This window comes from Streptomyces sp. NPDC003697 (assembly GCF_053587115.1).
The window spans coordinates 17,296-40,656 of sequence record NZ_JBSFNN010000051.1; the positions used below are offsets into that span (position 1 = coordinate 17,296).

19 protein-coding genes and 1 pseudogene are annotated in these 23,361 nt (G+C 72.4%); 13 read left to right on the forward strand and 7 right to left on the reverse strand.

Annotated elements, in window-relative coordinates:
* Positions 1–83: 83 nt before the first annotated feature.
* Positions 84–1,904: an ABC transporter ATP-binding protein gene (locus tag ACWDNY_RS20380; RefSeq protein ID WP_451647178.1), complete on the forward strand. Its 1,821-nt coding sequence runs from the start codon at positions 84–86 to the stop codon at positions 1,902–1,904.
* A gap of 77 nt (positions 1,905–1,981) precedes the next feature.
* Here the strand turns inward: ACWDNY_RS20380 and ACWDNY_RS20385 are convergent, their stop codons facing one another.
* Positions 1,982–3,061 carry an NAD(P)-binding domain-containing protein gene (locus ACWDNY_RS20385; protein WP_451647179.1) on the reverse strand — a complete coding sequence of 360 codons (1,080 nt, stop codon included), beginning with the start codon at positions 3,059–3,061 and terminating at the stop codon, positions 1,982–1,984.
* A 107-nt stretch (positions 3,062–3,168) separates the two neighbouring features.
* Here ACWDNY_RS20385 and ACWDNY_RS20390 point away from each other — a divergent pair, with 107 nt between their 5' ends.
* On the forward strand, positions 3,169–3,591 hold the full coding sequence (locus ACWDNY_RS20390; protein ID WP_451647180.1) for a secondary thiamine-phosphate synthase enzyme YjbQ: 423 nt from the start codon (positions 3,169–3,171) through the stop codon (positions 3,589–3,591).
* Between the two features lie 106 nt (positions 3,592–3,697).
* On the opposite strand, the pseudogene ACWDNY_RS20395 reads toward ACWDNY_RS20390, so the two are convergent.
* Together ACWDNY_RS20395 and ACWDNY_RS20400 are read right to left on the reverse strand one after the other, a co-directional pair.
* Positions 3,698–3,840: pseudogene (locus ACWDNY_RS20395) on the reverse strand (nucleotidyltransferase domain-containing protein); the annotation flags it as partial.
* A 25-nt stretch (positions 3,841–3,865) separates the two neighbouring features.
* Positions 3,866–4,270 carry a VOC family protein gene (locus ACWDNY_RS20400; RefSeq protein WP_451647181.1) on the reverse strand — a complete coding sequence of 135 codons (405 nt, stop codon included), beginning with the start codon at positions 4,268–4,270 and terminating at the stop codon, positions 3,866–3,868.
* Between the two features lie 165 nt (positions 4,271–4,435).
* Between ACWDNY_RS20400 and ACWDNY_RS20405 the strand changes: the two genes are divergently transcribed.
* The 11 genes from ACWDNY_RS20405 to ACWDNY_RS20455 all read left to right on the forward strand — a co-directional run bounded on the left by ACWDNY_RS20405 (position 4,436) and on the right by ACWDNY_RS20455 (position 19,028).
* Entirely contained in the window at positions 4,436–5,830 is a 1,395-nt protein-coding gene (locus ACWDNY_RS20405) for a salicylate synthase (RefSeq protein ID WP_451647182.1), read from the forward strand.
* Between the two features lie 11 nt (positions 5,831–5,841).
* Positions 5,842–6,921 (forward strand): ketoacyl-ACP synthase III family protein, encoded by a 1,080-nt coding sequence (locus ACWDNY_RS20410; protein ID WP_451647183.1) that lies wholly within the window; start codon positions 5,842–5,844, stop codon positions 6,919–6,921.
* The gene (locus ACWDNY_RS20415; RefSeq protein WP_451647184.1) at positions 6,918–8,639 is read left to right on the forward strand and encodes a (2,3-dihydroxybenzoyl)adenylate synthase; all 1,722 of its coding nucleotides are present in this window, start codon (positions 6,918–6,920) and stop codon (positions 8,637–8,639) included. Before ACWDNY_RS20410 ends, ACWDNY_RS20415 begins: the two co-directional genes overlap by 4 nt.
* A gap of 82 nt (positions 8,640–8,721) precedes the next feature.
* Entirely contained in the window at positions 8,722–9,057 is a 336-nt protein-coding gene (locus tag ACWDNY_RS20420; protein ID WP_451647185.1) for a phosphopantetheine-binding protein, read from the forward strand.
* Positions 9,057–10,595, forward strand: a complete 1,539-nt coding sequence (locus tag ACWDNY_RS20425; RefSeq protein ID WP_451647186.1) for an amidohydrolase family protein — start codon at positions 9,057–9,059, stop codon at positions 10,593–10,595. The genes ACWDNY_RS20420 and ACWDNY_RS20425 overlap by 1 nt, the downstream gene beginning before the upstream one ends.
* Complete coding sequence (locus tag ACWDNY_RS20430) at positions 10,592–11,389, forward strand: 2,3-dihydro-2,3-dihydroxybenzoate dehydrogenase (protein WP_451647187.1); 798 nt, start codon at positions 10,592–10,594, stop codon at positions 11,387–11,389. The genes ACWDNY_RS20425 and ACWDNY_RS20430 overlap by 4 nt, the downstream gene beginning before the upstream one ends.
* Positions 11,390–11,601: 212 nt before the next feature.
* Entirely contained in the window at positions 11,602–12,297 is a 696-nt protein-coding gene (locus ACWDNY_RS20435) for an isochorismatase family protein (RefSeq protein ID WP_451647188.1), read from the forward strand.
* Positions 12,294–14,252 carry an anthranilate synthase family protein gene (locus ACWDNY_RS20440; protein ID WP_451647189.1) on the forward strand — a complete coding sequence of 653 codons (1,959 nt, stop codon included), beginning with the start codon at positions 12,294–12,296 and terminating at the stop codon, positions 14,250–14,252. Before ACWDNY_RS20435 ends, ACWDNY_RS20440 begins: the two co-directional genes overlap by 4 nt.
* Positions 14,253–14,415: 163 nt before the next feature.
* Positions 14,416–15,438 (forward strand): ketoacyl-ACP synthase III family protein, encoded by a 1,023-nt coding sequence (locus tag ACWDNY_RS20445; RefSeq protein WP_451647190.1) that lies wholly within the window; start codon positions 14,416–14,418, stop codon positions 15,436–15,438.
* Positions 15,439–15,534: 96 nt separating this feature from the next.
* Positions 15,535–16,626, forward strand: coding sequence for a 3-deoxy-7-phosphoheptulonate synthase (locus ACWDNY_RS20450; RefSeq protein ID WP_451647191.1), 1,092 nt, complete (start codon positions 15,535–15,537; stop codon positions 16,624–16,626).
* 50 nt (positions 16,627–16,676) lie between these two features.
* Entirely contained in the window at positions 16,677–19,028 is a 2,352-nt protein-coding gene (locus tag ACWDNY_RS20455) for a non-ribosomal peptide synthetase (protein WP_451647192.1), read from the forward strand.
* A gap of 65 nt (positions 19,029–19,093) precedes the next feature.
* On the opposite strand, the gene ACWDNY_RS20460 is transcribed toward ACWDNY_RS20455, so the two are convergent.
* The 4 genes from ACWDNY_RS20460 to ACWDNY_RS20475 all read right to left on the reverse strand — a co-directional run bounded on the left by ACWDNY_RS20460 (position 19,094) and on the right by ACWDNY_RS20475 (position 23,306).
* Positions 19,094–19,825, reverse strand: a complete 732-nt coding sequence (locus tag ACWDNY_RS20460; protein WP_451647193.1) for an alpha/beta fold hydrolase — start codon at positions 19,823–19,825, stop codon at positions 19,094–19,096.
* Between the two features lie 130 nt (positions 19,826–19,955).
* Positions 19,956–20,531: a YdeI/OmpD-associated family protein gene (locus tag ACWDNY_RS20465; protein ID WP_451647194.1), complete on the reverse strand. Its 576-nt coding sequence runs from the start codon at positions 20,529–20,531 to the stop codon at positions 19,956–19,958.
* Between the two features lie 24 nt (positions 20,532–20,555).
* Complete coding sequence (locus ACWDNY_RS20470) at positions 20,556–21,734, reverse strand: 3-hydroxybenzoate 6-monooxygenase (RefSeq protein ID WP_451647195.1); 1,179 nt, start codon at positions 21,732–21,734, stop codon at positions 20,556–20,558.
* Between the two features lie 111 nt (positions 21,735–21,845).
* Positions 21,846–23,306 carry an MFS transporter gene (locus ACWDNY_RS20475; RefSeq protein ID WP_451647196.1) on the reverse strand — a complete coding sequence of 487 codons (1,461 nt, stop codon included), beginning with the start codon at positions 23,304–23,306 and terminating at the stop codon, positions 21,846–21,848.
* Positions 23,307–23,361 lie beyond the last annotated feature (55 nt).

Consider the following 23,361-nt stretch of genomic DNA (forward strand, 5'->3'; position numbering starts at 1 on the left):
AGTATAGGTAACAATGAGCTAAGATCCAGAGGCCGTCGTCGACCGCGTCAGCCGTCGACGCCCGTCCACCTCCGTAGGAGCCCATGCATCCCGACCGCCCGCCTTCCTGGACCCCGCCGGCCGACGCCGGGGAGCAGCCCCGGCAGATGCGCCGCATCCTGCGCCTCTTCCGCCCCTACCGCGGCCGTCTGGCGATCGTCGGCCTGCTGGTCGGCGCGGCTTCGCTGGTCTCGGTGGCCACCCCCTTCCTGCTCAAGGCCGTCCTCGACGTCGCCATCCCCCAGGGCCGCACCGGCCTGCTGAGCCTGCTCGCCCTCGGCATGATCCTCAGCGCCGTCCTCAACAGCGTCTTCGGCGTCCTGCAGACCCTGATCTCCACCACCGTCGGACAGCGCGTCATGCACGACCTGCGCACCGCCGTCTACGGCCGGTTGCAGCGCATGTCGCTGGCCTTCTTCACCCGCACGCGCACAGGGGAGGTCCAGTCGCGCATCGCGAACGACATCGGCGGCATGCAGGCCACCGTGACGTCGACCGCGACCTCCCTGGTCTCCAACCTCACCAGCGTGGTCGCCACGATCGCGGCGATGGTCGCCCTCGACTGGCGGCTCACCGTCGTCTCGCTGGTGCTGCTGCCGGTGTTCGTCTGGATCAGCCGCCGCGTCGGCAACGAACGCAAGAGGATCACCACCCAGCGCCAGAAGCAGATGGCCGTGATGGCGGCCACGGTGACCGAGTCGCTCTCCGTCAGCGGCATCCTCCTCGGCCGCACGATGGGCCGTTCCGGCTCACTCACCGAGTCCTTCGCCGACGAGTCCGAACGCCTCGTCGACCTCGAGGTCCGGTCCAACATGGCCGGTCGGTGGCGCATGGCCGTCATTACGATCGTCATGGCCGCCATGCCGGCCGTCATCTACTGGACCGCGGGCCTGGCGCTGCACCTCGGCGGACCCGAGGTGTCCCTCGGGACCATCGTCGCCTTCGTCTCACTTCAGCAGGGACTGTTCCGCCCGGCCGTCAGCCTGCTGTCGACCGGCGTGCAGATCCAGACCTCCCTGGCGCTGTTCCAGCGCATCTTCGAGTACCTGGACCTCCCGATCGACATCACCGAACGCGAGCGGCCCGTCCACCTCGACCGCGTCAAGGGCGAGGTCCGCTTCGAGGACGTCACCTTCCGCTACGACGACAAGAGCGCCCCGATCCTGGACGGCATCGACGTCACGGTCCCGGCCGGCGGCAGCCTGGCGGTCGTCGGTCCGACCGGCGCCGGCAAGTCCACGCTCGGGCATCTGGTGCCGCGGCTGTACGACGTGACGGGCGGCCGGGTCACCCTCGACGGCGTCGACGTCCGTGACCTGGACTTCGACACCCTCGCCCGCGCGGTCGGCGTCGTCTCGCAGGAGACGTACCTCTTCCACGCCTCCGTCGCCGACAACCTCCGCTTCGCCAGGCCCGACGCGACCGACGAGGAGATCCACGCGGCGGCGAAGGCCGCTCAGATCCACGACCACATCGCGGGCCTGCCGGACGGCTACGACACGGTCGTCGGCGAGCGCGGGTACCGCTTCTCCGGAGGCGAGAAGCAGCGCCTGGCCATCGCCCGGACGATTCTGCGCGACCCGCCGGTCCTCGTCCTCGACGAGGCCACCAGTGCGCTGGACACCCGTACCGAGGCCGCCGTCCAGGAGGCCATCGACGCCCTGTCGGCCGATCGCACCACACTGACCATCGCGCACCGCCTGTCCACCGTCCGCGGCGCCGACCAGATCGTGGTCCTCGACGCCGGGCGCGTGGTCGAACGCGGCACCCACGAGGAACTGCTGGAACGCGAGGGGCGCTACGCGGCACTGGTGCGCCGGGACGCGCTGCTGGACCGGGCGGGCCGACGGCACGCCGAGCTCTGACGCCGTGCGGCTCACCATGTCCGCATGCCGGCTCCGCGGGGTCACCCGGTGACGGCGGTGACAGGCACTGGCGGGCGTCAGGCGGCGGTGACCGGGTCCTGCGCCGGCATACGCCCGATGTCGTGTACGGCCGCCCGTCCGGCCCGGTTGGCGCCGACCGTGCTCGCCGACGGGCCGTACCCGACCAGATGGACGCGTGGATCCGCGACCACGCGGGTGCCCTCCACCTCGATGCCGCCGCCGGGCCCGCGCAGCCTCAACGGGGCCAGATGGCCGAGCGCGGCCCGGAACCCGGTCGCCCACAGGATGACGTCGGCCGTCACACGGCGCCCGTCCTCCCACTCCACGCCGTCCGGGACGATCCGGTCGAACATCGGCTGCCGGTCCAGGACCCCGTCCGCGAGGCCCTGCCGGACGGCGTCGTTCAGCGGCAGGCCGGTGACCGAGACGACGCTCCTGGGCGGCAGGCCCCGCCGCACCCGCTCCTCGACCAGGGCGACCGCGGCGCGGCCCGCGTCCTCGTCGAAGGGCCCCGCACGGAACACCGGCGGACGCCGGGTCACCCATGTGGTGGCCGCCGCGTACGGCGCCAGTTCCAGCAGGTGCTGCATGCCCGAGGCGCCCCCTCCGACCACGACCACCCGCAGCCCGGCGAACTGCTGCGGTCCGCGGTACTGGGCGGTGTGCAGCTGGCGTCCGCGGAAGGTCCCCTGGCCGGGGTAGCGCGGCCAGAACGGCCGGTCCCAGGTGCCCGTCGCGTTGATCAGCGCCCGCGCGCTCCACGTACCGGCCGACGTCTCCACCAGCAGCCGCCCACCTGGGCCCTGCCGCACGGCCGACACGTCGACGGGACGCCGCACCCGCAGGCCGAAGGTGCGCTCGTAGGCGGCGAAGTAGTCCCCGACGACCTCCGCCGACGGCCGGTCGGGATCGGCGCCCGTCAGCTCCATCCCGGGCAGCGCGTGCATGCCGTGCACCTTGCCGTACGTCAGCGACGGCCAGCGGAACTGCCAGGCGCCGCCGGGGCCGGGGGAGTGGTCGAACACCACGAAGCCGCGGTCCGGCACGTACCCGGCGCGGCGCAGGTGATAGGCGCTGGACAGTCCGGCCTGCCCGGCCCCCACGACGACGACCTCGACCTCACGTGAGCGGTTCACGCCTGTGCCAACGGTGCCCCGGGCGGGGATCTTCCCGGATTGTCCGCGCCGCCCCGCCGGGGCGGCGGTCGCGTGTGAACACCGGTCGACGGGTGAGGATGGAGAACATGTCAGATGCCTTCACCACCCGAGTGCTGAACGTGGCCTCCGGCTCCCGGGAGACGGTCGTCGACCTGACCCGCGACTGCGAGGCCTTCCTGCGGGAGACCGCCGCCGGCCGGGACGGCCTGCTGAACGTCTTCGTCCCGCACGCGACCGCGGGGATCGCGATCATCGAGACGGGCGCCGGCAGTGACGACGACCTGCTCGCCGCCCTGCACACGCTCCTCCCGGCCGACGACCGCTGGCAGCACCGCCACGGCAGCCCCGGCCACGGCCGCGATCACGTCCTGCCGGCCCTGGTACCGCCGCACGCGACACTGCCGGTCCTGGGCGGGCGCCTGGAACTGGGCACCTGGCAGTCGGTGTGCCTGGTGGACACCAACAGGGACAACCCGGACCGTCAGGTTCGTCTGAGCTTCCTCGGCTGACCAGGATCGTTCAGCCGGGGCGTGCCGCCGATTCTCCGTACCATGCGCGCTCGAACGGAGAGAAGAAGTGCGCGGTACGGACCTCAATGCGGTCGACGTGCTTACGACGGCCGCCGGCCTGCCCGAGCACCTCGTCCACGACGGCCACGAGGTGCTCGACCCTCCCGCTCAGTACCCCTGTAGGCCGTGGTGGAGGCGTGTGCTGAGCCCTGGCACGGTCGTCTCAAGACGGCGTGCCAGCCACTTCCCGCAAGTGCGGTGTGGGGCGGGCAGGTCAGCGGGCGGAGAGGATGTCCAGGTAGTGGCGGTTCTGCATGATGCCCAGGGTGTTGCCGAAGGGGTCCACGACCGAGGCGCCGATGAAGCCCTCGCCGAACTCGCGGATCGGTTCGTGGAGTGTTGCGCCCAGGGACAACAGGCGGTCCAGGGCGGCCCGGACGTCATCCACGTGCCAGTAGATCACCGGGCCGCTCACGGCACTCCCCCCGCCGTGTGCGCCCAGGACTCCCGCGTACTTGCTGTCCAGCAGGCCCAGCTCGTGCTCGTAGTCGCCGATGCGGAACTCCACGTAGCCGGGGCGCTCGAAGTAGGGCTTGCCGCCCAGGAGTTCGGTGTACCAGGACTTCGCGGACTCCAGGTCGGCGGTGTGGAAGCGGACCGTCGTGAGACCTCGCAGCATCTCTTGTTCCTTATGCGTGGGGGGCGTTGGGCTCTACGAAGGTAGCCCTCTTATAGGTCGGTTCCTGTCCTCATTCCCTCGCGCCCTTCGAAGTTCGGTTTGGCAGTTCGAGAAGGAAGCCTGATCGGCTGGGCGGCGACCCGGGGCTGTTACCTCCGTAACCTCATGGAAGGTAACAGCCTCACGGGAGGGACCACCCAGATGATCGTCCTTGCCTCGCGTCACTACTACGAGACCCAACTGCCGCTCAACGAAGAGCCCTTGCTTATCGCGGCGCGGCTCGCCGACTCCGGGCTGCACGAGTCGTACGTCGTCTACGAGAACGGGGGGACCTGGGCCTACGCGGGCGGTGTGCGCGCCGAGCTGACCCTCGACCGGGACGGTGCGCGGCTGCGCCAGGACGGGGTGCCCGACGTCGAGCTGCCCTGGAGCGACCAGCCGCTGCAGCTCGTCTCCGAACTGCTCGGCCAGGTCGAGGTGCCCCACTGGCGCGCCTACGGCTGGGCAGCCTTCGAGCTGTCGTACGCCAAGGGCGGCGACCGCCGGCACCTCGGCGACCAGCGGCTGATGCAGCTCATCGTGCCGCGCGCCGAGGTCCGCTTCGGCGAGGGGCACGCCCTCCTGCGCGCCGCCGATCAGGCCACGCTAGACGCTCTCGTCAACACCGTCATCGACCAGGCGGCTGCCGGTGGTGGGCAGCCTCGAGCCCTCGATGTCCACGCCACCGACGGTACCCACTACCGGGCCGCCGTCCAGCACGCCGTCGACGACATCAACGCCGGCGAGCTGCACAAGGTGATCCTGTCCCGGGTCGTCGAGGTGCCGGGGCGGACCGATCTGACCGCCACGTACGTCGCCGGGCGGCGCGGCAACAACCCCGCCCGCTCCTTCATGCTCGACCTCGGCGGCACCGAGGCCATCGGCTTCAGCCCCGAGATCGTCGTCCAGGTCTCCGAGGACGGGCGGGTGGTGAGCCAGCCGCTGGCCGGCACCCGTGCCCTCACCGAGGACGTCCTGGTCAACGAGAGCCTGCGCGCCGACCTCTTCGGCTCCCCGAAGGAGGTCTACGAGCACGCCATCTCGGTCAAGGTCGGCGCGGACGAACTGGTCGACGTGTGCGTCCAGGGGTCCGTGGAGGTCCCCGAGTTCATGGCCGTGAGGGAGCGGGGAAGCGTGCAGCACCTCGCCTCCCGCGTTGCCGGGAGGCTCGCCCCGGGGCGGAACGCGTGGGACGCCTTCGGCGCGGTCTTCCCCGCCGTCACCGCCTCCGGTGTGCCCAAGGCCACCGCCTACGACTCCATCCGGCGGTACGAGACCGAGGCGCGCGGGCTGTACAGCGGCGCCGTCCTCACCGTCGACCACTCCGGCGCCATGGACGCGGCCCTCGTGCTGCGCAGCGCCTACCGCCAGGGTGAACGCACCTGGCTGCGCGCCGGGGCCGGCATCGTCGGACACTCCACGCCCGAGCGGGAGTTCGAGGAGACGTGCGAGAAGCTCGACAGCGTCGCCCGGTTCCTGGTCCCGGCGGCGGACGACCCCCGCGACGGGGACCAGCGATGAGGGTCGCCGGCATGGACATATGGCTGGCGGGTGTCGGCAGCTGGCTTCCGGACGCCGTCAGCACCGAGAAGGCTGTGGCCCAGGGCTGGTACGACGCCGCCGACCGGGACACCTCCGGCATGCGGGCCGTCCGGGTCGCCGGTGAGCTGCCCGCCCCCGACATGGCCGTTCGCGCCGCGCGCGCAGCCCTGCGCCGCAGCGCCACCACCGGGCTCACCCCGGACGACTTCGGGGCGCTGCTGCACTGCGCCACCTACCACCAGGGCCCCGACGGCTGGTCCGCGCCGCACTACGTGTTGCGGCACACCCTCGACCGTCCGATCGGCGCCGCCCAGATCGGGCCCGGCTGTCTCGGCATGCTCGCCGCACTGGAGTTGGCGGCCTACCGGCTGGCCGCCGATCCCTCCCGGGATGCCGTGCTCGTCACCTCCGGCGACAACTTCTCCGCCCCCGTCGTGGACCGCTGGAACTCCTCCAAGCTGTTCCTCCTCGCGGACGGCGGTGCCGCCGCCGTCGTCTCCCGGCGCGGCGGGTTCGCCCGGCTGGTGTCCATCGGCTCGGCATCCGCGCCCGCGCTGGAGGAGCTGCACCGTGCCGGGGAGCAGCTCTTTCCGCCCGGCATCACCGTCGGCCGCTCGCTCAACTTCGAGGAGCGCAACGCCCATCTGCGCCGGCAGTGGGAACAGGGGACGGTGGCGCCGAGCGTGCACTTCGGCGAGGTGGTCGCCGACACCGTCGGCCGTGTCCTCGACGAGGCCGGCACCAGCCTGGAGAAGGTGGCCCGCGTCTGCCACACCGGGTACGCCAAGGGAGCGCTGCACAGCATCTACCTCGCCCCCCTGGACATCGAACCCGCCCTTGGCACCTGGGGGTTCAGCCGGGACATCGGCCACGTCGGCGCCGCCGACCCCTTCATCGCCCTGGAGCACCTGTGGACCCGGGGCGAGGTCACGCCGGGCGACCACGTGCTGCTCCTCGCGGCCGGGCCCGGCATGGAGGTCGCCTGCGCGGTCGTGGAGATCACCGGTGAGTACGCGGACGACCAAACGATCGACCGCACGAACGACATGGTCAAGGAGGACGACCGATGATGCTCGACGGCTGCACGCCCTGGCCCGCCGAGACCGCCGAGCGCTACCGCCGCGCCGGGCTGTGGCGCGGCATCGACCTCGGCTCGCTGCCCCGCGCATGGGCCGACGCGTACGGCGCCGCCACGGCCCTCGTCGCCGGCCCGGAGCGCATCAGCTACGACGAACTGGCCGACCGGGTCGACCGCAGGGCCGCCGGGTTCGTCCGTGAGGGAGTGCGACCGGGCGACCGGATCGTGCTCCAGCTGCCCAACGTCGCACAGTTCGTGGAGACGGCCTTCGCCCTGTTCCGGGCCGGCGCCAAGCCGGTGTTCTCGCTCACCTCGCACCGCGCCCAGGAGGTGCGGCACCTGTGCCAGCTGTCGGGGGCGTCCGGGTATGTGGTGCCCGGTCTCTTCCGCGGCTTCGACCACACCGCCCTCGGACGCCGGATCGCAGCCGAACTCCCCGCGCTGGGCCGAGTGTTCGTCATGGACGGTACCGGCGGCACGGGCGCCGAGGACGGCGACGGCCTTGTCGTCCCCCTGGAGAAGGTCGACGCCGAACCACTGCCGCTGCCCGCCAACGACCCGTCCGACGTGGCCTTCTTCCTGCTGTCGGGTGGTACGACCGCGCTGCCGAAGCTCATTCCGCGGACCCACGACGACTACGCGTACCAGACCCGCACGGTGGCCGCGCAGTCGGGACTCGGGCCCGGGTCGGTCTACCTCGCCGCGCTGCCGGTGGAGTTCAACTTCGCCTGGGGCTGTCCCGGAGTCGTCGGCACACTGTCGTCCGGTGGGACCGTCGTGCTCGCGCCCGATCCCACCGCCGACGACTGCTTCCGGCTGATCGAGGCCGAGCGCGTCACCCTGACCTCGGTGGTGCCGACCGTGGCCCGGCTCTGGTTGGAGGAGCGGCAGTGGTCCGACGCGGACTTGTCCAGCCTCGAGGTCCTGCAGATCGGCGGGGCCCGGCTCGAACCGGAGCTGGCCGCGCGGATCGCGCCGGAACTCGGGTGCCGGCTGCAGCAGGTGTTCGGCATGGCCGAGGGGCTGCTCACCATGACCCGGCCGGACGACGATCCGCACGCCGTGCTGCACGCGCAGGGGCGGCCGGTGTCGGAGGCGGACGAGGTCATGATCGTCGACCCGTCGACCGGTGCACCGGTTCCGGTCGGTGAGGCCGGGGAGCTGCTGACCCGCGGGCCGTACACCCTACGCGGCTACTACCGGGCTCCCGAGCACAACGCGCGGGCCTTCACGGAAGACGGGTTCTACCGCACCGGCGACCTCGCCAGCATCACCCCCGAGGGGCGGCTCGTGGTCGAGGGGCGGATCAAGGACGTCGTCATCCGGGGCGGGGACAAGATCGCCGCCGGGGAGGTGGAGGCACACCTCGTCACCGTTCCGGGTATCGCCGCGGCGGCCGTCGTACCGGTGCCCGACGAGTTCCTCGGGGAGCGGATCTACGCGTTCCTCGTCAGCCGGGCCGAGGAGGAGGCGCCGCCGCTCAGCGCGCTCAAGGCCGCGCTGCAGGAGCGAGGGCTGGCCGACTTCAAGCTGCCGGACCGCGCCGAGTACGTGGCGGACCTGCCGCTCACACCGCTCGGGAAGATCGACAAGAAGGCACTGTCGGCGGCCGCCGCCGACCCGGGGTACTCCCGCGACTGGGGGCAGGCCCGTCCCACCCCGGCTGCCGCGGCCGTCGCGCCCGCCCCAGTTCCGGCACCGACGAGGTGACGCCCCTTCGACACCGACGAGGCGACAGGCCCGCCTCGGCGCCGCCATCGCCGCCCGCATCGACACCCACGAGGTGAACACCATGACCGTACCCACCCCCTCTCCTGCCCCTACTGCCCCTTCCTCCCACACTTCCTCCGTACGGCCCCGCGCCCCCCGCCGCACCACCCCCCTCTCCCTCGACGAGCTGCGTCGTGACGTCGGCCAGGCCATCGGTGTCCCGCCCGAAGAGATCGACGGTGACGCCCATCTGGTGCACCTCGGGCTCGGGTCGCTGGAGGCCATGCTGCTGGTCACCCGGTGGCGTAGGCAGGGCATCCCCGTCGACTTCGCCGCGCTCACCGGCGCCCCGACCCTCGACGCGTGGCACCGGCACCTCGGCGAGGCGTGGGCCGTGCGTGAGACGGGAGCGGCGTGATGGGCGCCCTGCTGATCCGTGGCGGGGTGCTCTATCCCGCGGACGCCACCGACCGGGTCGTGCCCGACGGCGCGGTGCTCGCGGCGGACGGCTTGATCGTCGCCGCCGGTCCGAGCGCCGAGGTCGAGGCGGCGATCCGGCCGGAGCACCGAGCCGGCGGGCTGCGCGTCATCGACGCCCACGACCGGATGATCCTGCCCGGCTTCGTCAACGCCCACTGGCACGAGATGTTCGCGATGCGCTTCCCCTTCAAGGGCGCGCTGCGTTCCGTCTCGGACCGCGACGACAAACCGGTGTTCATGGCGCTGGGCGGCGACGTGCCGCAGATATCCGTCGTCTTCGACACCTTCCACGGCCATGTCGACCGGCTCACCCCCGACGAGGCCCTCGCCATCGCCCGCTACTCGATGTGGACACAGCTGCGCTCTGGTGTCACCACGTTGGGTGACGTCGGCTCCCTCAACCAGCCGCAGGCGCTGGCCCGGGCCGCCCGGGATCTGGGGATGCGGGTCACGGTGAGCACCTGGGCCGCCGACGCGGTCTGCGCCCCCGGCGACAGCCGCTTCCGGCGCACCCGCGACACCGACCTCGAGCTCCAGCGCATCGAGGAACTGCTCGACGAGTGCGCTGCCGACCCCGACGGTCTCGTACGGGCCTGGCCCACCGCCGTCTACGGCACCAACATGAGCGACGAACTCGCCGCCGGGTTCGCCGACCTGATCGCCCGCTACGACGTCCCGTTCGCCACCCACGTGGGCGCGCTGCGCAACGAGGCCGACGTGATGCTGGCCTACTACGGTGCCACTCCGGTACGGCGGTTCGCCGACGCCGGGCTGCTGTCGAACCGGTTCATGGCGGTGCACTGCGGCTTCGCCGACCCGGGGGAGCGGGCGCTGCTCATCGACGCGGGCGCGCACATCAGCCACTCGCCCGCGAAGTACGGGCAGGCCGGCGAGTCCACCGTCTCCGAGACCCGGGTGATCCCGGAGTTCCGGCGGGCCGGGCTGGACGTGTCGGTGTCGACCGACGGGGCCGCCGTACCGCTCGGCGGGATGCCGGAGGCGATGCGGGCGGTGTGGCAGCTCTACAACGAGATGTACGCCGACCCGACCGAGGTGCTGCCCACCGACGCCCTCGCGATGGCCACCCGGCTGCCCGCCCGGGGCCTGGACCAGGGCGAGCGGATCGGCAGCCTGGAGCCGGGCAAGCAGGCGGACCTGCTGCTCGTGCCCGCCGGCGACTGGCGCTATCTGCTCAATCCGCGCCCGCTGGAGGGGTTCCTGTCGCTCGGCGGCTCCATGGACGTGGAGACTGTCGTCGTCGCCGGGCGGGTCCTGATCGAGGACGGCCGCTCCACGGAGCTCGACGAGGACGCCCTGGAGGCGGAGTACCTGGAGGCTCTGTCCTCCTTCACGGTGCGCTGCCTGGGCGTGGACGCCGACACGGTCGCGGCCGTGCTGCGCCGCCGGACCGAGACGCTCGAACGGCGCCGCCGGGCGGCGGCCGCACATCACACGGGATGGAGGCAGGCGGGATGAGCGAGTTCAAGGTGCAGGCCGCCCTGTACGGCAGTACGGCCCTCGTCACCGGCGCCGCCGGCGGCATCGGTGCCTCCGTGGCCCGTGAGCTTGCCGCCGCCGGTGCCCGGGTCGCCCTGCTCGACGCCGACGGGGCCGCCCTGGAGCCGCTGGTGAAGGAGCTGGAGGCCGACGGGGCGAGGGTGCTGGCGCTGGGCGCCGACGTGCGCTCCAGCGCAGAGGTGGATGCCGCGGTGGAGCGCACCGAGGCCGAACTCGGGCCACTGGACCACCTGGTGAACGCGGCAGGGGTGCTGCGCACCGGGGAGGTCGCCGGATACAGCGACGAGGACTGGGAGTTCACCTTCGCGGTCAACGCCACCGGCGTCTTCCACGTCAGCCGGGCGGTCGTCGGACGGATGGCGCCGCGCCGCTCGGGCGCGGTGGTGACCGTCGCCTCCAACTCGGCGGGCGTACCGCGCTGGAACATGGCGGCCTACGCGGCGTCGAAGGCGGCGGCGACCAGCTTCACCCGGACCCTCGGCCTGGAAGTCGCGCGGTACGGCATCCGCTGCAACGTCGTCGCGCCCGGCTCCACCGAGACCCCGATGCTCACCTCGATGTACGCCGACGGTGACTTCGCCCGGCCGTCCGTCGAGGGCTCACCGGACACCTACCGGGTGGGCATCCCGCTGGGCCGGCTCGCCCAGCCCGAGGACATCGCGCACGCGGTGCTCTTCCTCCTCTCCGAGCGGGCCGCGCAGATCACCTTGCAATCCCTCGTGGTGGACGGCGGCGCCGCGCTCGGAGCCTGACCACACCGGGCCGGTCCGGCCGGTCCCCGCACCAAGCGGGTCGGGGGAAGCAGGGGCACGCCCCCACGCCGCCCGGCACGCACGCTCGCTGCACCGGCCAAAGGCCCGAGTAGCTCCGCTACCAGGGCTCGTCCGGCGCACCGATCGCACGCACCGAACGACGCGGGAACGCACCCCTGCTTCCCCCGACCCGCTCAGACCCTGGAGCCACCATGGCGATTCCTCTCATCGAGCCCTATCCGATGCCGACGGAGGACGAACTCCCGCGCAACACCGCCTCGTGGACGGTCGATCCCGCCCGTGCGGTGCTGCTCGTCCACGATCTGCAGAACTACTTCCTCAGCCCCTTCGGGTACGGCGGTCCGGACACCGGCCGGCAGCCGCTGACCGATCTGCTCGACCACACCGAGGCCCTGCGCGGGGCGTTCGAGGCGGCCGGCGCGCCCGTGGTGTACACCGCCCAGCCGGGCGGCATGAACGACGAGCAGCGCGGGCTGCTCAAGGACTTCTGGGGCGCCGGGATGAGCGCGGACGAGGAGCACCGCGCCATCCCGGAGCGGATCGCCCCGGGCCCCGGTGACGAGGTGTTCACCAAGTGGCGGCCGAGCGCCTTCTGCCGTACCGATCTGCTGGGCATGCTGCGCCGCACCGGCCGCGACCAGCTGGTGATCTGCGGGGTGTACGCCCATGTCGGCATCCTCATGACCGCGCACGAGGGCTTCTCGCAGGACATCCAGACCTTCGTGGTGAGCGACGCGATCGCCGACTTCTCCGCCCGGCGACATCGGGAGACGCTGGAGTACGTCGCGGGCCGCTGCTCGGTCACCTTGCCGACGCGGGCAGTGCTGGACGCGATGGGCACGATGGCCGAGACGGCGGGGGCCGCGATGGCGGGGGGACGGTCATGACCGCGCACCCGGTCCTCGAGCGCGTCCTCGGCGCCGACCCGCCCCCGTTCGCGCTGCTGCACCGGCCCGGCGCGACGGGGCCCGACCGGATCGACGTACTGACCGGGCGGGTCGCCGTACACGAGCTGATCTCGGACATCCCCCTCCCGGACCCCCGTGCGGACGAGCCGGCCGGAGAGCGGCACGAGGTGCTCGCGCTGTTGCCGTACCGGCAGATCCGCGAGCGCGGCTTCGCCTGTGCCGACGACGGGGCGCCGCTGATCGCCCTGGCTGTGGACGACCAGGCGGTGCTGCCGCTGGGGGACGTCCTCGAACAGCTGCCGGACGTGCCGATCGCCATGGACGAGGGCCGCTTCGACGCCGACGACGAGGAGTACGCCGCCCGGGTGCGCCGGGTGCTCGCCGAGGAGATCGGGCGGGGCGCGGGGGCCAACTTCGTGCTCCGGCGGTCCTTCACGGCGCGGATCGAGGGCTGGTCGGCGCGGACCGCGCTGTCGTTCTTCCGCCGGCTGGCCGGCCGCGCCCCGGGCAGCCACTGGTCGTTCGTCGTGCACACCGGGGAGCGCACCTTCGTCGGCGCCTCGCCGGAGCGCCATGTCAGCCTGGACGCCGGCCGGGTCGTCATGAACCCGATCAGCGGCACGTACCGCTATCCGCCGGGCGGGCCCGTGCCGGAGGAGGTGCTGGCCTTCCTCGCCGACCCCAAGGAGGCGGGCGAGCTGTACATGGTCCTCGACGAGGAACTGAAGATGATGGGCCGGGTCTGCGACCTGGGCGGACGGGTCACCGGGCCGTTCCTGAAGGAGATGGACCGGCTCGCCCACACCGAGTACCTCATCGAGGGCCACAGCTCCCTGGACGTACGGGAGATCCTGCGCGAGACGCTGCTCGCGCCGACCGTCACCGGCGGCCCGCTCGAGAGCGCCTGCGAGGTCATCAGCCGTCACGAGCCGGAGGGGCGCGGGCACTACGCGGGGGTCGCGGCCCTGATCGGCCGGGACGGCTCGGGGGCCCGGCGGATGGACTCGGCCATCCTCATACGTACGGCGGAGATCGACGCGTCGGGGCGGGTTCGGATCCCGGTGGGCGCCACCCTGGTCCGCGACTCCGACCCGGTGGCGGAGGCCGCGGAGACCCGGGCCAAGGCGGCCGGGCTGATCGAGGCGCTGCGGGCACCGGTCGGCGCGCGGCCGGGGTCCGCCGCCGGACGGCCGGAGCCGCTGGCCGCGCATCCCGCGGTGCGGGCGGCGCTGGCCGAGCGCAACCAGCCGCTGGCCGGCTTCTGGTTCGAGGACCCGCGCGAGCGGGCCCGGCCGTCGGCAGTGCTGTCCGGGCGCCGGATCCTGGTGATCGACGCCGAGGACACCTTCACGCACATGGCTCGCCATCTGCTCCAGGCGCACGGGCCGCACGTCGACGTACGCCACCACGACGACGAACTCCCACTCGATGACTATGACTTGGTGATCGTCGGGCCGGGTCCGGGTGACCCCCGGGAGACGGCCGACCCGAAGATCGCCCGGCTGGGCGGGGTGACCTCGCGGCTGCTGCGGGACGGCATCCCGTTCTTCTCCGTCTGCCTCGGGCACCAGGTGCTCAGCACGCTGCTCGGGCTTCCGCTGGTGCGCCGCAGCGTGCCCAGCCAGGGGGTGCAGCGCACGATCGACTGCTTCGGGCGCCGTGAGCCCGTGGGCTTCTACAACACCTTCGCCGCGCACAGCGCCCAGGACCTCGTCGAGTGCCCCGAACGGGACGGTCTGGTGCGGGTGTTCCGCGAGGAGGACGGCGAGGTGCACGCGCTGCGCGGGCCCGGTTTCGCCTCCGTCCAGTTCCACCCCGCGTCGGTGCTGACGCGGCGCGGTCCCGAACTGCTCGGGGAGCTGATCGCGGAGCTGCTCGGTGAGGTAACGGGCCCTTATCGAGGGGCCGTTGTCCCGGCCTCGATACCGGCATAACGTCTTTGGTGGTAGCGGGGCCCGGCGATGCGTGCCGGGCCTTCGTACCGCTCGAACCTCTTGCCCCGCCGCCCCGGCACCTCTTGTCCCGCCGTCCCGGCATCCCTTGTCCCGCCGTCCCAGCACCCTTTGTCCCGCCGCCCACCCTGGAAGGAACCGTCCGATGCGCTTCGACAACATCTGGATCGCCGGCACCGGAGGAACCCTCGGCGCGTTCGAGCCGGTGGCCGCGGCGGTCGCCGGCGGCCGGTACTCGGCCGAGGCCGCCGAGAGCACCGGCATGGTCAGCTACGCGCGGGCCGCACAGGCGCCGCCCGAGATGGCAGTGACCGCGGGCCGGCAGGCCGTCAAGGAAGCGGCGGAGAAGGGAGTGCGTGTCGACACCGACACCCTGCTGCTGCACAGCCACGGCCACTTCCAGGGCATCGACCTGTGGCCCGCCGCCTGCTGGATCGCCCGGGAGCTGCTGGGCGAGCACGTCGACTCCACTCCGACGACGGTCAACGCCTGGTCCAACGGCTCCCTGGCCGCGCTCGACGTCGCCGCCTCCACACTGATCGCCCGCCCGGACGTGCCGTCGGTGCTGATCACCCTGGCCGACCGGTTCGCGCCCCCCACCGACCGCTTCTACACCTCCCCCGGCATGATCTTCGGCGACGGCGCCGCCGCCGGGGTCGTCACCCGGGACACCGGGCGGCTGCGGCTGCGCTCACTGGTGAGCCGGACCGACACCGTCCTGGAGGGACTGTCCCGGGGCGCCGAGCCGTTCCGTACGGTGCCCGAGGGGCAGCCCGACATGCGGCGCAGGACGCGTGAGTTCCTGGCGTCCGGCGAGGTCACGCTCAGGGACGTGCACACCCGCGTCGGCGACTGCACCCGGCAGGTGGTCGGACGCGCCCTGGACGAGGCCGGCATCACGGCCGACGAGATCGACTGGTTCCTGACCCCGTTCATCGGCCGGACCCTGTACAACGAGAGCTTCATACGGCCGCTCGGCATCACCCCGCGCAACACCGTGCACGAACTCGGCCTGACCATCGGCCACCTCGGCCCCTGCGACCAGATGTACGGCCTCGATCACCTGCTCAGGAACGACCTGCTGACCCCCGGCGACCGCATCCTCGTGATCGGCACCGGCATGGGCTTCACCTTCTCCGCCGCGGTCCTCACGGCCGACGGCGTCTGAGCGACCCGCCCCCCGCAGCACCAGACCGGCGCCGCCGCCCCACACGGCCTTCGCCGCCCCGTCCGCACCCTTCGCCCAAGGAAACGGATCACGTCCATGACTCCCTTTCGTACCGCGAGCATCGCCCCGAACGCCCCCGTCGTCCCGGCGCCCCCGCAGGTGCTGCCCAGCCCGGTCGCGTTGCGTGCGCAGATTCCCCTGTCCGCCCTCGCGAAGAAGACCACCGCGCTGGCCCGCCGCGACATCGGCCGGGTGCTCGCGGGCCACGACGACCGCATGGTCGTCATCACCGGCCCGTGTTCCGTGCACGACCCGGACGCCGCCCTCGGATACGCCGAGCGGCTGTCCGCGCTCGCCGCGGAGAGCCGGGATCAGCTGATCGTCGTCATGCGGGTGTACGTGGAGAAGCCGCGTACCCGGGTCGGCTGGAAGGGGCTGCTCAGCGACCCCGGCCTGGACGGTTCGCACGACCTGCCCGGCGGGCTCGGGCTCGCCCGCGGCCTGATGGCCCAGATCGCCGGCATGGGACTGCCCGTGGCCTGCGAGTTCCTGGACCCGCTGGTCCCGCCCTACCTGGCCGACGCGGTCGCCTGGGGGGCCATCGGGGCGCGCACGGTGCAGAGCCAGGTGCATCGCCAGTTCTGCAGCGGCCTCGGTATGCCGGTCGGGTTCAAGAACACGACCGACGGCGGGGTCCGGGACGCGGTGGACGCCGTCGTCGCCGCCTCCCGCGCCCATGTCTACCCGGGCATCGACGGTGAGGGCCGGGCGGCCGTCGTCGCGACCCAGGGCAACCCCGACGGCCATGTGGTGCTGCGCGGTGGTGCCGACGGCCCCAACTACGGTCCCGCGCAGGTCGCCGCCGCGCTGGAGGAACTGGCCGCCGCCGGCCTGCCGCAGCGGCTGATCGTCGACGCCAGCCACGGCAACAGCAACAAGGACCACGAGCGGCAGCCGCTCGTCGTCGCCGACATCGCCCGCCGGATCGCCGCGGGTGAGCAGGGGATCGCCGGCGTCATGATCGAGAGCTTCCTCACCGCGGGCCGTCAGGACCTCCAACTCGGCCGCACCGACAGCCTCGTGTACGGCCAGAGCGTCACCGACGCGTGCGTGGGCTGGTCGACCACGGTCCACATGGTCGACGACCTGGCCGCGGCGATCGACACCCGCCGGGCCTCCGCCGCCTGAACACACCTCCCTGCAATCCATCCGAACAGCACCTGAGAGGAACCAATGCCGTGGCTGTCACCACGAGTTCGTCCCTGCCCCTGGCGCGCGTCCTGGACGGCGCGCGGAGCGGTGCGCTGCACCGGCGTGCCGTCGAAGCCCCCGCGGTCGTCGCCGAGCGGTCCGAGGTGTACGCGACGGCCGCCCTGGCGGCGCTCGTGCACAAGTACACCGGAGAGACCGACCTGCTGATAGGCCGCCGCCGGCAGCCGGGCGCCACCGAGACGGTCGCGCTCCGCGTCGACGGACCGACCACTGCCGGGGATCTCCTGCGCGCCGTACCCGAGGCCCCCGTCGCCGAAGAGGGCGGCACCGGACGGCCGGCGCACGCCGCCGTCGACACCACCGGGCCCGCGTCGGCGGCGCTCGCCGCGCTGACCCTCTCCGCGACCGGCGAGGGCCTGGAACTCGTCCTGGACGGTGACGAGTTCGACGCCGAGGCCGCCGACCAGTACGCCCGCCACCTGGAGCGGATCCTCGCCGCCCTGGCGGCCGACGCGGACGGCACTGTCCGGGACATCGCGCTGCTGACCGACGAGGAGCTGCATCGCACCCTGGTGGAGTGGAACGACACCGAGGGGCCGGTGGGCCCGGAGTACTTCCACGAGCTGGTCGCCGAGCACGCGCGCCGCTCCCCCGACGCGCTCGCGGTGATCCTTCCCGGCACCCGGCTCACGTACCGCGAACTCGACGGCCGGGCAAACCAGTTGGCGCATCGGCTCGCCGCGCGGGGCGTGCGTCCCGGCGACCGGGTCGGCGTCTGCTTCCCGCGCAGCGCGGAGAGCCTGATCGCGCAGCTGGCCTGCTTCAAGCTGGCCTGCGCGGCGATCCTGCTCGACAGCGACTTCCCCGCCGACCGCGTCCGCTACATGATCAAGGACGCCTGCGCGGCTGTCGTACTGACCCTCGCCGTCCATGCGGACAAGGTCAGCGGCCTCGCCCCGGTGATCGCCCTGGACAGCGACGACTGGCGCACCGAGCCGGACACCGAGGTGAGCGAGCCGGTCGACGCGGACGACCTGATCCACATCTGCTACACCTCCGGCTCCACCGGCGCCCCCAAGGCCGTCATGGTCCGCTTCGGCGCCGCCCGCAACCTGATCCACAGCATGGCCGAACTGTGCGGCGTGACCGCCGCCTCCCAGGGCACCTGGCTCGCCGCCCCCGGCTACGGGATGATCGAGGTCGAGTGCTTCCCCGTCCTCGCCCGCGGCGGGACCGTGCACATTCCCGACGTGTCGGTGGTCTCCTCCGAGCACCGCCTCCAGGAGTGGTTCCTGCGCGAGGGCATCACCACCACCCTGCTGATGAAGCCGATGGCCGAGCGGCTGTGGCGCCTGGAGTGGCCTGAGGACACTCCGCTCGAGAACATCCGCGTGTGCGGCGAGCGCGTCCAGTCCTGGCCCCCGGCCGGCCTGCCGTTCCGGCTGATCAACCTCTACGGCTCGGCGGAGGCCACCGTCGTCGCCAGCTGCGACATCACTGAACTCGGCGAGCGGCTGGGTGCTCGGGGCAGGGCCCGCCGGCTGCCGCCGATCGGCCGCCCCACCACCAACGTCACCACGTACGTCCTCGACGAGGAGATGCGCCCGCTGCCGCCGGGCCTCGTCGGCGAGCTGTGCATCGCCGGCGTCAGCCTCTCGGCCGGCTACCTGGGCCGCCCGGAGGCCACCGCCGAGAAGTGGATCCGCAACCCGATCGACCCCGCCCGCCACCCCGTGATGTACCGCACCGGAGACCTGGCCCGGTACTGGCCGGACGGCAGTATCGAGATCGTCGGCCGCACCGACAACCAGGTCAAGGTGCGCGGCAACCGGGTTCACCTCGGCGAGATCGAGGTCGTCCTCACCACCCTGCCGGGGGTCGACCAGGCCGCCGTACTCGCCCGTCAGGACGGGCAGGGCGACGTCCAGCTGACGGCCTACGTCGAGCCCGGCCAGGGGACCGTACCGTCGGTGCGCGACATCCGTCGCGGGCTGTCCCAGCGGCTGCCGTCGTTCATGGTCCCGGCCGTGTACGTCATCGGCGGGCTGCCCCTCAGCGTCAACGGCAAGATCGACCGGGCCGCCCTGCCCGAGCCGCCGCGCTCGCGCCCCGAGCTCGACACCCCGTACCAGGCCCCGGCCGGGAAGCTGGAGGAGGCGTTGCTCGGGCTGTGGACCGAGGTGCTGGAGCTCGACGGCGTGGGCGTACAGGACAACTTCTTCGAACTGGGCGGGGATTCGCTGCGCGCCGCCCGGCTGACCGACCTGGTGCGCAAGCGGTTCGTGGTGGACATCGAGATCGTCGACCTCTTCGACGAGCCGACCGTGGCGAGGATGGCGGCCCTGGTCGCGGACCGGGTCCCGGCAGCCGCCGCCTGACCGGACAGCACATCAGAGAGCCCCGCCGGTTGGACCGGTGGGGCTCTGGGCGTACAAAGGGCGCTTCAGGCGGCCTTCGGCAGCGGCTCCGCAAGCCAGTCGTCGAGCGCCGTCATGAACTCCGTGTGGTGGCCGTACCAGGTGATGTGCCCGGCCCCCTCGACCGACCGCACCTGTACGCCCCGCGCCGTCAGCTGCTCGACCGCGGCCGGCGGGACGAAGCGGCTGGGCTCGGGGTGGATCATCAGCGAGGGGACCTGCTCCGGCGCGGCGAAGTCGATCCCGGCCACCGAGCCGAGCAGGCTCACCGAGGTGGCTACGTCGAACTGCTCGGCCGCCCGCGCCTCGACGACCCGATCCCGCTGCTGCCAGCCGGGCTCCTGCCGGTCGAGGGCGTCGAGCGTACGGCGCTCCTTCGCCTTGGTGTACGCCGCGGTGAGCTTCGGGGAGTCGAAGTCGGCCCGGCTGGGGCCGAAGGGCGTGTCGACGTACACCACCCGCTCGGGGGCCAGTCGGTCCAGGGCGGAGGCGAGCACGAAGGCCCCCATCGAGTGGCCGACGGCGAGCGCCGGAGCGGCCGGTACGGACTTCAGGAAAGCGGTGACGAAGCTGTCCAGGTCGGCGTCGGGGTCGGCGGGGGAGAGGCCGTGGCCGGGGAGATCCACGGCCACCACCCGATAGCCGCGCTCGGCCAGCGCCGGGCCGATTTCCCACCAGCATTCCCCATTGCTCAGCATTCCGTGGACGAGTACGGCGACGTGGTCACCCGTGCCCCAATGGCGTACGTGAAGAGTCATGCCGGGAAGAATAGTGTCCGGAATGCCGGAAGCCGGGGGTGTGCGGTGACGGATCCTTTATGGAAGCGAGAAGCCGCCGCCCGCTGTGTGGAGCCGGGCGACGGCTACCTGGGGATCGCTTGTGGAGGCTTCAGCTCTCGGCGGACTCCAGCTTCTGCATGATCTTCTTCAGCTGGGCGGCCCGGTGCTGCTCGCCGACCGCCTTGAGGAGCGGCAGCATCAGGCCGTAGCGCTTGGTGCGGTCGAGCCGCTCGAACCGCTCGGCGGCGCCCGGCCGTTCGCTCAGCAGCGCCGCCAGGTCCTCCGGCACTTCGGCGAGGGCCTGTGATTCGTAGGCGGCGGCCCAGCGGCCGTCGGCCTGCGCGGCCCGGATCTCCGCCAGGCCCGGCTCGCGCATCCGCCCGGCTTCGATCAGCGCCTCGACCTTGCGGATGTTGACCATCGACCACACGCTGCGCGACCGGCGCGGGGTGAGTTTCTGCAGGAAGAAACGCTCGTCCAGCGATTTGCGCTGGCCGGGGATCCAGCCGTAGCACAGGGCCACGTCGAGGGCCTGGGTGGAATTGACCGAGGGGATTCCGGAGCCCTTTTTTGCAATTTTCAGCCACACCCCGCTCGACAGCGCGTGATGTTCTTCGAGCCAGTGCTCCAGGTCCTCCTCGGCGGGAAAGTGCAGCATTTCGGCGTCGTCGTGCTGGGCGGCCATACGGGCATCTGCCTTCCGTGTGCGTCAAACGGTGGTGAAGTCGGTGGCGCCGTGCAGCCAGGACACCACGTCGTACAGGTCCTCGGTGGAGTGCGAGGCGAGCAGCGCGTCGCGCTCGGCGGCCCGGGCACCGGTCGCGTGGTACAGCTCGCTGCCCATCCAGCGGGCGGTGAGCGTGGTGCGGGCGGTGCGCTCGCACCGTACGCCGTTGTACTTCTCCAGGCGCTGGCAGACGTCGGCCGGGTCGCAGCGCAGCAGCGCGGCGAGCACCACCGCGTCCTCCAGGGCCATGCAGGCACCCTGGGCGGCGTACTGGAGCATCGGGTGGGCGGCGTCGCCGGCCAGTGCCACCCGGCCGTCCACCCAGGTCTCGACCGGGTCGCGGTCGCACAGCACCCAGATCCGCCAGTCCCGGCCGAGCTGCAGCACCTGGCGTGCGGCGTCGGACAGTTCGTCGAACTCGGCGAGGACCCGCTCGCGGGGGGCGGGGGTTCCGGTGATCTCGTGGACGGCGCCGTCGTCGCGGGTGGCGGCGAGGTTGAGGTAGGCGCCGGCGCCGATGGGGTAGTGCACGAAGTGCCACTTCGGGCCCGCCCACAGGGTCACGGCCCGGGTCCGCAGCCGCTCGGGGACCTCGGACATCGGGATGACGGAGCGGTAGATGGTGTGGCCGGAGACGCGCGGCGCGCCGTCGCCGACGAGCTGCTCGCGGACGGCGGAGCGCAGGCCGTCGGCGCCTATGAGCACCTGGCCGCGGAAGCGGTCGCCGGTGGCGGTCGTCGCGGTCACGTGGCCGTCGGAGTGCTCGTAGCGGGTCACGCGCTGACCGGCGATCAGCTCCACACCCGACTCCCGGCAGCCGTCGAGCAGGGCACGGTGCAGGTCGGCGCGGTGTACGACGGCGTAGGGGTTGCCGAAGCGAGTGCGGTAGCCGCCGGTCAGCGGCATCGCGGCGACCCGGTGTCCGGTCGTACCGTCCATGAAGCGGAGTTCGTCGATGAAGTCGGCGCGGTCGGCCACGGCGTCGCGGACACCGAGGGCGTCCAGCGCGTGGAAGGCGTTGGGTGCCAGCTGGATTCCGGCGCCGATCTCGCTGAACTCGGGGCGGCTCTCCAGGACCGTCACCCGATGTCCGCTGCGGGCCTGGCCCAGCGCGACCGCCAGTCCGCCGATGCCGCCGCCCGCGACGAGTATGTGAGTCATGGCTCGTTCCCGATCCTCTCCGTATGCGTGTACCGGATGGGCGCGGCGGCCGGCCCTCCGGGGGAGCGAGGGCCGGCCGCGCGCGGGGGACGGCGGCGAACCGCCGGTGGACTACTGGGCCGCCACCGGCGCCTCGGCCGGGGTGCCCAGGGCCTCCTTGCCCGGGGCCGCGTCGGTCTGCGGGCGGGCTGCCGTGGCGACCGCCGTGCCGCGCAGGCCAAGGGCCGAGACCGCGACGATGCCGACGGAGAGCGCGGCGGTGAACCAGAACGCCGCGCGGAAGCCGTCGATCGGGATGGCCCGAACCGCGCCGTGCGCGATGCCGGCGAGCGCCACGCCGAGGGCGAGGCACAGGCCCACGCCCAGCTGGCGGCTGGAGTTGTACAGGCCGGAGGCGAGACCCATCTGCGGCCCGCTGACCCCGCTGGTCGCGGCGACGGCCGTGGTGATCATCATGACCGTCACACCCAGGCCGAGCAGGACACCGCCGGGCAGCACCACCAGCAGGTACGAGCTGTCCGCCCCGACCTGCGCGAGCAGCGCCCCGCCCGCGGCGAGGAACACACCGCCGAGGGTCAGCGTGTTGCGCGCGCCCAGCTTCTCGGTCAGGCGGATCACCGGGACGCTGGCGAGGAACACGACGAACGCCTGCGGGAAGAAGGCGAGTCCGGTCTTGACGGAGGAGTAGTGGAGCACCTGCTGCAGGTACAGGGTGATGAAGAAGGTGGACACCGACATCACACCGCCCGACAGGAACGCGATCGCGTTGCCGGAGGAAAGGCTGCGGTTGCGGAAGATCGACAGCGGCACGAGCGGCGAGGAGACCCGGGTCTGCACCACCAGGAAGGCGATCAGCAGCATGGCGCCGGCCGTCAGGGAGACGATGACCGGTGTCGCGCCCCAGCCCTTGTCCGAGGCGACGGTCAGGCCGTAGCTGAACGCGCACATCGCGGAGGTGACGAGGACCGCGCCGGGCACGTCGAGACGCGTGGCCCGGGTATGGTTGTGGTCGGCGACGAGCTTCCGCGCGGCGAGCGCGACCAGGACGATGCCGACCGGCAGGTTGACCAGCATCACCGCACGCCAGCTGATGTACTCGGTGAGCAGACCGCCGGCCGCGACACCGCCGGAGAAGCCGGCGGAGGAGACCGCGCCGAAGACACCCATCGCCTTCACACGCTCCTTGCCCTCCGGGAACCCGGCGGCGATCAGCGCGAGGACGGCCGGGGAGACCGCCGCTGCCGCCAGACCCTGCAGCGCGCGGGCGGCGACCAGGACGAGCGGGGCGGTGGCGAGGCCGCCGACGAGCGAGGCGAGGGTGAAGACGGTGAGCCCGGTGACGAACAGCCGCTTGCGGCCGATGACGTCCCCGGCCCGGCCGCCGAGCAGCAGGAACCCGCCGTAGAAGAGCGCGTAGGCGCCCACGACCCACTGCAGTCCGCTGTCGGTGAAGCCGAGGTCGCGCTGCATGCCGCCAAGGGCGACGTTCACGATGGCGAAGTCGAGGGCGAGCATGAACTGTGCGGTGCACAGCAGAAGGAGCGGCGGTCGCCCGCCGGTGTTCCCGGCCATGGGATTCCTTTCGTGGGGGGGAGATACGGAGGTGGAGATGGAGCTGTGGAGATGG

Excerpts from the sequence above, each read along its gene's own strand:
- ACWDNY_RS20380 (WP_451647178.1), top strand. The coding sequence starts at position 84 with ATGCATCCCGACCGCCCGCCTTCCTGGACCCCGCCGGCCGACGCCGGG.
- ACWDNY_RS20390 (WP_451647180.1), top strand. The coding sequence starts at position 3,169 with ATGTCAGATGCCTTCACCACCCGAGTGCTGAACGTGGCCTCCGGCTCC.
- ACWDNY_RS20400 (WP_451647181.1), bottom strand. The coding sequence starts at position 4,270 with ATGCTGCGAGGTCTCACGACGGTCCGCTTCCACACCGCCGACCTGGAG.
- ACWDNY_RS20405 (WP_451647182.1), top strand. The coding sequence starts at position 4,436 with ATGGAAGGTAACAGCCTCACGGGAGGGACCACCCAGATGATCGTCCTT.
- ACWDNY_RS20410 (WP_451647183.1), top strand. The coding sequence starts at position 5,842 with ATGGACATATGGCTGGCGGGTGTCGGCAGCTGGCTTCCGGACGCCGTC.
- ACWDNY_RS20415 (WP_451647184.1), top strand. The coding sequence starts at position 6,918 with ATGATGCTCGACGGCTGCACGCCCTGGCCCGCCGAGACCGCCGAGCGC.
- ACWDNY_RS20420 (WP_451647185.1), top strand. The coding sequence starts at position 8,722 with ATGACCGTACCCACCCCCTCTCCTGCCCCTACTGCCCCTTCCTCCCAC.
- ACWDNY_RS20425 (WP_451647186.1), top strand. The coding sequence starts at position 9,057 with ATGGGCGCCCTGCTGATCCGTGGCGGGGTGCTCTATCCCGCGGACGCC.
- ACWDNY_RS20430 (WP_451647187.1), top strand. The coding sequence starts at position 10,592 with ATGAGCGAGTTCAAGGTGCAGGCCGCCCTGTACGGCAGTACGGCCCTC.
- ACWDNY_RS20435 (WP_451647188.1), top strand. The coding sequence starts at position 11,602 with ATGGCGATTCCTCTCATCGAGCCCTATCCGATGCCGACGGAGGACGAA.
- ACWDNY_RS20440 (WP_451647189.1), top strand. The coding sequence starts at position 12,294 with ATGACCGCGCACCCGGTCCTCGAGCGCGTCCTCGGCGCCGACCCGCCC.
- ACWDNY_RS20445 (WP_451647190.1), top strand. The coding sequence starts at position 14,416 with ATGCGCTTCGACAACATCTGGATCGCCGGCACCGGAGGAACCCTCGGC.
- ACWDNY_RS20450 (WP_451647191.1), top strand. The coding sequence starts at position 15,535 with ATGACTCCCTTTCGTACCGCGAGCATCGCCCCGAACGCCCCCGTCGTC.
- ACWDNY_RS20460 (WP_451647193.1), bottom strand. The coding sequence starts at position 19,825 with ATGACTCTTCACGTACGCCATTGGGGCACGGGTGACCACGTCGCCGTA.
- ACWDNY_RS20465 (WP_451647194.1), bottom strand. The coding sequence starts at position 20,531 with ATGGCCGCCCAGCACGACGACGCCGAAATGCTGCACTTTCCCGCCGAG.
- ACWDNY_RS20470 (WP_451647195.1), bottom strand. The coding sequence starts at position 21,734 with ATGACTCACATACTCGTCGCGGGCGGCGGCATCGGCGGACTGGCGGTC.
- ACWDNY_RS20475 (WP_451647196.1), bottom strand. The coding sequence starts at position 23,306 with ATGGCCGGGAACACCGGCGGGCGACCGCCGCTCCTTCTGCTGTGCACC.